The following is an 8329-nucleotide window of genomic DNA, read 5'->3' on the forward strand; positions in this document are numbered from 1 at the left end:
GGCGAAGTTCCAAACTCCCAGGAAACCATTCAGATCAATATTGCTTCTGGGAGTTCTGGGAAACACGATCTTCCGGCGGCCCCTTGCCACCCTTGACTTCGACTAATTCTGAAGGGCCGACTCGATATTGAGTTAGATACGTTAAGGGCTGCGCAAGTCTTTATTGCGATGGAGTTTTCAGGCGTTTCGCACGCCTGATAGCACGATACTGGGTACGCCTGCCTGATAGCACGAGGCCATTCACAGCTTGTCCACAACTTATCCCCGTGCCGTCTGCGGCACGGGCCGGAACGTCAGCCATTCCACTCCCGTGTCGGGCCTGCGCTCGATACCGAGCACATAGCCAGGCAGCGACTGCCGCGCGGCAAGCGCGCGCAGGTCGCAGGCGAAATCGGACGGCTTCGCGGTGCTGCCGGACTTCCGGTGGAGATGCCGGAAGTCGAACTGCCAGCCATGATCCTGCCGGCCGCCATGCTTGCGCACCAGACGGTAGAGCCATCGCTCGATACCGCCCGTCAGCCGGAAATAAGCCGGGTCGATGGTCAGGACCAGGGCAGCGTCGAGCACGCCGGCATAGAACCAGTCGGGCAGGATCAGCTCGATGCCCAGCGGGACGCCACGGGTGTCGGCCCGTTCCTTCCATTCGTTGATCCACGAGAAGCGGTGCAGGCGTCGTCCGGTGGTCTCGCGGATGGAGGTGGCCACCGTGGTCGATTGCAGGCGATCCAGCGCCGCCTTGAGGCGCTGATAGTCCCGCAGCGACGTACCACGTCCGATGAAGCGCAGGATCTCGTAGGGCGTGGCGCGCATCAGCCGCGAGGTGGGGAGCCCTGCGTCCTTCGCCTCGACGATTTGGGACGTGGCCCAGATCAGGATGTCCGCATCCCAGATCGTGGCGATGCCGTGCTCGGCCGTTCCCTCGACACGGATCGTGACATTGCCGTGGCGAAAGTCGATCGGCGCCGTGCGCCGCGACTTCGCCAGGGAGAAGAACGGATAGGCCATCAGGTCCTGGCTGTCGCGCGGCGCCATGTCGCCCGGCAGCGCGCGGAACAGATCGAGTTGCTCGCGATCGCGCGACCCATGTTCCCTGCGCGCGACCATGATCCGGCTCCCCGGTGCGCACGCGATCAGCGGCCATCACGATAGTCACCTGCGTGGCGTTCGGCATATTCGGGATCGGACATCGCCTCGTAGCTGCGCTGGTCCGCCCAGGCGTCGAGATCGGCGGCGGCGTACATGACGCGCCGGCCGAACTTGCGGAACTTCGGGCCACCGCCGATCACCCGCTGCTTTTCGAGCGTGCGGGGCGACAGGCGCAGATAGGCGGCGGCTTCGTCATTGGTGAGGTAGCGCGGCGGTTGCGCGAACGTATCCGGGACAGCGGCAGCGGGTCGGAAAGGTGCGGGGCGCATCGGGTCGGCCTCCATCGGTTGCCATCGCCGACCGCACGAGCGCGGCCGGATGGAGGCAGTGTCAGGAAAGCGAGGCGTTGCGCGAAGGGTCGTTCCACGGCGCGACCAGAACGACCCCCTCTCTCATCGATCGGGGTAGATGAGGCCGCGATAGCCGCCGCGCATCAGTGCACGTCCGCGCCGGATCAGGCGGCGCACACGCGAACGCAAGCCGCTATCGCTGTGCCAGTGGGCCTCGAACGTCTCTGTTCCGAAAAGCCCTTCGGCGATCGCGCGCGCCGGGAAACCGGCAAGCGTCGCGTCGAGCGCCTGCACGGTGTGCATGTCGAGCAACGCGGTGGCGGTGGGTTGCGACCGGGCGACGGCTGCTGGTGCGAGGCCGTCCACCCCCGCCAGCTTGTCCAGCTCGGTGGCGAGCGTCTGGTAGCGCGTGCAGGGCGAGGCGCAGGCGCGTATCGCGTAGAGATAGGCCATGCCCTCGGCGAGGTCCGGCGCGAGCGCAAGCCGCACGCAGCAGCCGGGCCAGGTCGCGGTGAGCACGAGGCGCTTGCCGTCATGCACGAGTTGCTTGTGACCGGGGAGGCGCCAGAACGCGAAGGCCTCTGCCCCAGGCGGCGGGTCGGCGTCCGGATAAAGTTGTAGCACCGCGTCAGGATCGGGGAACCACATGGGATGCGCGTCGCGCGCATCCCGGATCGGGTCCTCGAACAGTCTGAGGCCCCAGCGGTGCGCCGCGTCGGGGCGGTGCCGCCGGTTGCGCCAGTCATCGCGGTAGTCGGGATGACGGCGCAGATATTCCCAGGCCAGTCCCGGGGCGTCGAGATGCAGGATGTAGAGATAGGCAGCGCTCGGATACCACGCAGCGATGCGTCGACCGGTCATGGCGGACCTCCCGTTCAGAGGGAACGTCGCTACGGATTCCGAAGCGGGACGCTGCGGCGGACGGCGACATCGAAGCGCCATCAGACCGGCATACACTTAAGCGATGATAAAGCGCGGCAAGGCCGATGGGCTCCGAAGCATGGCGTCGATCGTCCGAATTGCGACGGCTGCACACCAAGGGATTTGGGGCGCAGCATCGAATAGCCTGCCGGACATGCCCTCGCGGATCATCTCGCGTTCGATCCGGCCGCTACCTGTTCGTGGCAACAATCTGCATTCAGACCATCACGGCCTCGCCTCTAGCCGAGAAAGTCATAATGCACGTTCGATCAGTCGATGACCAGCCGTGCGCTCATCACCCGCATCTCCGCAAGACCGCTGATCCCCGGATGCGTTTTGCCGCAGAGCCACGATCGTGAAAAAGCGGATGCGTGCCTTTGCACAAACGCACGGAGGCGCGAACCGACAAAGCCGGCTTTGTGGGAAACCACAGAGGCGCAACCGTGCAAGTCATAAAAGGCACGGAGACGGTATTTCGGTTTTGAGCCAAACTGGCGATACGTATTTGGGCAAATGTGGAAATACGGAAATTCGCATATCGTGCGCACTATAGTTTGTAGCCCTATAGTGCGCAACGGTTGTCATTCTGGTTTTTGCAAGGAAACGATAGGTGGCAGCGACCGACGCATTGGCGACAGCGATCCGAACCATCAGAAAGGCACGTGGCCTGAGCCAGGAAGCCTTCTCGGACGTGTCGAGCCGAACCTATATGAGCTTGCTGGAGCGCAATCTGAAGAACCCGACGCTGCACAAGTTGAGCGAACTGTGTGAAGTGATGGAGGTGCATCCGCTGACGTTGTTGACGCTGGCCTATGCCGGCGACAGCACGCGCGAGGCCGAAGCGCTTCTCGCGCAGGTGCGTCAGGAACTCGCGTCGCTTCTTGGACATGGCGCGCCATAGGCGCAGCGCTCGGCGGGGAGGTCCGCCGCCGATGCGTCCCGCCGCGTTGGGCGAGACGCCGGGGCCGACGTCAATCGGCCTGCTGGGGGCGGCTGCGCGACCAGATCAGGTCGTGGGTCATCAAAGACAAGCCCGCTCGGTCTTGCCGACCTTGCGCCATGCGGTGCCAATATGGCGCAACCACCGGGCGAGGCGTAGCTGCCACGCCTAGCAGCGCCCCCGCCAGGATCGACGGACGCATGGATGCGACCAGCTTTCAAAGCCGCCAGAGCGGCTGCCCACCCGTGCTTTCTGGTACCGCAAACCACTTGCTACCCTCTGGCGCACGCCAGTTCCCCCGGGCGTATGATCATCTCCCGTCATCGTCGCTCGGCATGACGCCCAGTGACGTGCTATCCCGTCGCGGTCCCGTGCCATTCCAGGCGCAGGCGCAGGGCGACGTTTAAGTATATAGGTCTGTGATGAGTCAGGAGAACATTGTCCGCTACTGGCAGTCTATCGAACTGCTCCAACCGCAGGCCGCGCCCAAACGCACACGGCACAACACACAACACCGTGCACGATGCATTCTATTGTGACACGCCGGTCCAACGTGCGATCCCGCCCTGGCATCCTGCTAGTCCTCTTGCCCGAGAGACACTCCTGCCCAAGCGGGTCTGGAGTCACACGCTCTACGCCCATCTGTACGACAGCCGGCGCATCGCCAAACGACTTGAGGCCACCTTCGGGGCCGATCAAGGCTACCGCGAACCGCAATTTCGCGAATCCGCCCTGTTCGCCCTCAAGTTTGATATGCAGGGACGACTCGTGGAGGACAGTTTCGTGCTCTCCAGCGAAGCCTGGTTCCTCGGCAGAGTGCTGACCGGTCAGGACTGGACCACCGGTTTCGAGAATGAGCAACGCGGTTTGAACGAGCAGGTCAAGGCGATGTTTAGCGGCCCAGTGTCAGGCGAGGATCTGCGGGCGTTCACGCGATGGGTTTTGCAGACGATCGGCGTAGAGGAGTTCTTCGTGGGAGCGGCCGATCCGAAGTTGCGCTTCCGATCGCAACCGGTCCGCAATGACAAGCCAGAACAGGAAGATGATCCGCTGAACAGCTTCCTGCTGGGTGACCTGGCGTTGGTCGCCGAACGCATCGGCCAGGGCGTCAACAGCCGAGCACTGGACCAGTACCTCAAACGACACACGATCCGGCCGCGCGGTTGCATGCGGACGATGATGCCGCCTCCGGTGCGCTGATCGAGCGGCTGATGCCGGATTCCTATGCGGATGGCTGTTGGCCGAGTGAAAAGCATCTCGGCTTGGTTCATTCCCAACAAATCGCCGTGAACACGATTTTGGCCACGCTCGGCAAAAGCGAAGGGCTGCTTGGTATAAACGGACCACCGGGCACCGGCAAAACCACACTTTTGCGCGACTTGATTGCCGCCATTGTGACGCAACGTGCCGATGTGCTGGCCGGATTACGGCGTGCATCGGATGTTTTTTTGAAGGATGGCCGCGAAGTCGCCAACGACGGCGGAGTTGAACAAGCCGGCTTCAAGCTTGATCCCGCTCTATATGGTTTCGAAATCGTGGTGGCGTCGTCGAATAATGGCGCGGTCGAAAATGTCACGCTGGAGTTGCCTCAACGGGACAAGGTCGATGAAACTTGGCTTCCGGAAGGCGAATATTTTGCGGAACTGGGCGAACTGACGACGGGCAAGCCAGCTTGGGGCATGGTCTCCGGCGCCTTGGGAAGCAAATCCCGGCGCACTGCATTCGTAAACCGCTATTTCTACGGACACACACCACGCAAACGAAAAGGCAAGCCCAAGCCGGGAACGCCCGAGGCATCCGATTCCCCGGTCGCCGAAGATAACGAATCCGCGTCTTTCTCGTGGCTGACGGCCGATGAAGAAGAAGCGATGGAGAGCGGCGAAGGCAATCAGGACGATCAAGAATCCACCGTCGTTTCTGATGGCACGGAAAATGAGGATGAGGCGGGCCCGCGCGGCTTTTTGGGCTGGCTCGGCATGCAAGCGCAGGCAAATAGCGAACGAAACCCGGAACAGCGTCAGAGGCGGTGGCGCAACGCAGTGGCCGAATACAATGCCGCCAAACTCGCAGCCCGGCAGGCGAGCGAAGGAGCGCGCCGAATTCGGGCAGTCATGCAGGACTTGGGCGGGATCGACTATCGGACGGAAAGCGCACAGGCGACGTTAGGCGCACTGGAGCAGCAACTGGCCGAGCATCGCAGGCAACTTTTGGGGCAGGCCGTTCAGGATACCCAGGCGGCACGTCACGCGCTCGAAACCCGTCTGATGGCACTCTCACAGCATCTCGATGCGCGGCCGGTTCTGTGGAGCAATCTGCTCAGCCTCTGGCAAACGCAGCGTCGCTGGAATGAGAAACACGCCGTGTTGGAGCAGCAACGCGCGTTGGCGCAATTCGAATTCGATCGGCTCGCACGCGTCAACGAACAGATCGCCGCTGCTCAAGGAGACCTTGAGCGGCGGGCCGATGCGATGCGCAAGGAGTTGGCGCAACTATACCGCCACCGCGAAAGCCTGCGCCACGACGCGTCTGACTTGGCCAGGACCTATCAGGCGCACCATCTGCTCGCCTGGTTGGAGGACGGCGTGATCGGACGTGGTGACGCCATCGAGTTGGCGGAGCCCTGGCGGATTGAAGGTTGGCGGCAGACTCGGGCGCATGTCTTCTTGCAAGCGCTCAAGCTCCATCGGACATTTTTCGAATTGGAGCCCTTGCGGTTGCGCACCAACCTGTTTCTGGTCAACGCTCTTTTGACCGGGACACGCATGCAAGGCATGTCCCGCGATGCCGTCCGCTCCGCTTGGGCCTCGCTTTTCATGGTGGTCCCAGTGCTCAGCAGCACGTTCGCGTCGTTCTCGCGCTCGTTCGCCACGCTCATGAACGGCGAAATCGGCTGGCTCCTGGTGGACGAAACAGGTCAGGCTACGCCGCAAGCGGCAGTCGGTGCGCTGTGGCGATCGCGCCGCGCGGTTTTCGTCGGCGATCCATTGCAACTCAAGCCGATCATGACGGTCTCCGACGCGGTGCTGGAACATATGCGCACCCGTTACCATGTCGACTCACATTGGCTTCCCAATCGCCAGTCGGCGCAAACCCTGGCGGATGAGGCGACACCATGGGGGCGATTGGCAGGCCCTGCCGGAGGCAAGACGTGGGTCGGCCTGCCGCTGGTCGTACATCGCCGCTGCGATCGGCCCATGTATGCACTCGCCAATCGCATCGCCTATGACGGGACGATGGTCTACGGCACGATCCCGCCCGCCCCGACCAAGGATACACTTGCGCGCCTGGACACCGGTTGGATCGATGCGCCTGGTCCGTCAGAGGACAATTGGGTGCCGGCCGAAGGCGAGGCGTTGCGGGACCTGTTGCAGATGCTGCGCGCTGACGGAGTAAAACCGGATGAAATCAGCGTCATCACCCCGTTTCGCGCCGTCGTGCAGCGCCTCAATCGGATGCTGCCCCGCCGGATGGTGCATGGCACGATACACACGATGCAGGGCAAGGAGTCGGCTGTGGTCATCCTCGTGCTGGGCGCCAGTTCCGATAATAGCGGCGCACGGAACTGGGCGGTGTCCGAGCCCAACCTTCTGAACGTGGCGGCCACGCGTGCGAAGCGGCGCCTTTATGTGATCGGCGACCGTAGTGACTGGCAGGAGCGCGCTTTGTTTTGCGATGTCATGGACCTGTTGCCGGAGCAGTTTCTTACCGCTGATATACGAACAAACCCATCATCGCCGCTAGATGGTCGCAGGGCATCTACTCCTTAAGACAGCTAGCGTCGCGCCGGTTTAGGAATGCTTTCATATCTGCAATGCCCAAATTGGCATCAGAGTTGTCAGAACCTGCCTGAGACTGCGATAAGCATTTTTGGCGTCCCGCCGCGTTGGGCGGGACGCCGGGGCCGACGTCAATCGGCCTGCTGGGGGCGGCTGCGCGACCAGATCAGGTCGTAGGTGCCGTTCTCGGCTTCGATGAGGCGGGCGTAGACCGTCGAGGGGAAGCTCGGGTCATCGAGTGTCACGGAGAGATAGGCTCGATCGGCCTTGCTGACCTTGCGCCATGCCGCGCCGATATCGTAGCCACCGGAGGCCTGAAGGCGGAAGTCGGGGGCGTTTTCGCTTTCCTTGTCGTTGGGGACGAACTTGACCTTGACGTTGAGCGTCAGGGTGCCGGTGAAGCCATCGTTCTGCGCGGTGAAAGTGCCGATGTTAGCCATGATGCGTTCTCCTTTCGGGTTGGACAAGGTCGCGCCGGTGCGTCCTTGTTGTGATCCGCCCGGCGGGGGACGGGCTGACTGCACCGCGTGCGGCCGAAACGCAGTGAAGGACCTGGAGACGCGCATCATTTGTCTCGCGAGGAAGCCGCGCAGCGGCGGGGAAATGATGCGCGCCGCAAGGTTGCAGGCATAAGCCCGAGGCGCAGCCGCGCCCCCGCCAGGATGCACAACGATCAAAGGACGCATGGGAGTGACCAGCTTCCCGAAAGGAGAGGTGGCCAACTCGGCATGTCCCCGGGGAGTACCTCACCGGTTCGCCCCTGATGGTGGTGAGCGAGGTCAACATTCGACGACGGCCAGGCGCGCATCCCGACGCGGTGTCAGATGCGGAGAAGGCAGCGTATGTGAGACGCGAATATGCAAGCGGCCCAGGCGCGATCGGACCAACATCTCCACATCGCTCCCCCGACACCTGCGAAACGATCAGCGGATAGCGTCGAGCAGGACAAGCGTCCTGACAACTCGTTGCAGCGACGAAAAGCGTAGTTGGGCCGCATTGTTCATCGGTTTTGGGGGCGTAGGGTCATGCTTTGCGTTTCAACGGCCGCTGACATACGTAGAATCCCGGCCTTCAAAAAGATGAGGGCAGATGGGACACGGGCGATCGCCATTCGACCCATAACTTCCCCCTTGGATCGTGATGGCGGCGGGACAGATCGATCCGATGCCGGTTTGTTCCGCTAATCTGTGGCGAGGCCGACGTACAACTCCCGTTCGGCCTCGCCACCCTTTATCGTTTTCGGGGATGCGGGCTCG

The 8329-nt window shown here is 62.6% G+C and carries 7 protein-coding genes; 3 read left to right on the forward strand and 4 right to left on the reverse strand.

All coding sequences use genetic code 11. The features are described from left to right. Positions 1–258: 258 nt before the first annotated feature. The 3 genes from BVER_RS25960 to BVER_RS25970 form a co-directional block, all read right to left on the reverse strand. Positions 259–1104 carry a replication initiator protein A gene (locus tag BVER_RS25960; protein ID WP_050455710.1) on the reverse strand — a complete coding sequence of 282 codons (846 nt, stop codon included), beginning with the start codon at positions 1102–1104 and terminating at the stop codon, positions 259–261. A gap of 26 nt (positions 1105–1130) precedes the next feature. Next, complete coding sequence (locus BVER_RS25965; RefSeq protein ID WP_050455714.1) at positions 1131–1415, reverse strand: helix-turn-helix transcriptional regulator; 285 nt, start codon at positions 1413–1415, stop codon at positions 1131–1133. A 123-nt stretch (positions 1416–1538) separates the two neighbouring features. Further along, positions 1539–2297 (reverse strand): DUF7011 domain-containing protein, encoded by a 759-nt coding sequence (locus BVER_RS25970; RefSeq protein ID WP_050455711.1) that lies wholly within the window; start codon positions 2295–2297, stop codon positions 1539–1541. Between the two features lie 670 nt (positions 2298–2967). Here BVER_RS25970 and BVER_RS25975 point away from each other — a divergent pair. From BVER_RS25975 to BVER_RS25980, 3 genes are all read left to right on the forward strand, one after another. Beyond that, positions 2968–3258 carry a helix-turn-helix domain-containing protein gene (locus BVER_RS25975; protein ID WP_050455712.1) on the forward strand — a complete coding sequence of 97 codons (291 nt, stop codon included), beginning with the start codon at positions 2968–2970 and terminating at the stop codon, positions 3256–3258. Positions 3259–3813: 555 nt separating this feature from the next. After that, the gene (locus BVER_RS32910; protein WP_198155375.1) at positions 3814–4497 is read left to right on the forward strand and encodes a hypothetical protein; all 684 of its coding nucleotides are present in this window, start codon (positions 3814–3816) and stop codon (positions 4495–4497) included. Next, positions 4461–7064 (forward strand): DEAD/DEAH box helicase, encoded by a 2604-nt coding sequence (locus BVER_RS25980; RefSeq protein WP_198155377.1) that lies wholly within the window; start codon positions 4461–4463, stop codon positions 7062–7064. The genes BVER_RS32910 and BVER_RS25980 overlap by 37 nt, the downstream gene beginning before the upstream one ends. Before the next feature lie 140 nt (positions 7065–7204). Here BVER_RS25980 and BVER_RS25985 read toward each other — a convergent pair whose 3' ends face one another. Next, the gene (locus tag BVER_RS25985) at positions 7205–7513 is read right to left on the reverse strand and encodes a DUF736 domain-containing protein (protein WP_050455713.1); all 309 of its coding nucleotides are present in this window, start codon (positions 7511–7513) and stop codon (positions 7205–7207) included. Positions 7514–8329 lie beyond the last annotated feature (816 nt).

It is taken from the genome of Candidatus Burkholderia verschuerenii (assembly GCF_001189365.1).
GTDB classification, from domain to species: Bacteria; Pseudomonadota; Gammaproteobacteria; order Burkholderiales; family Burkholderiaceae; genus Caballeronia; species Caballeronia verschuerenii.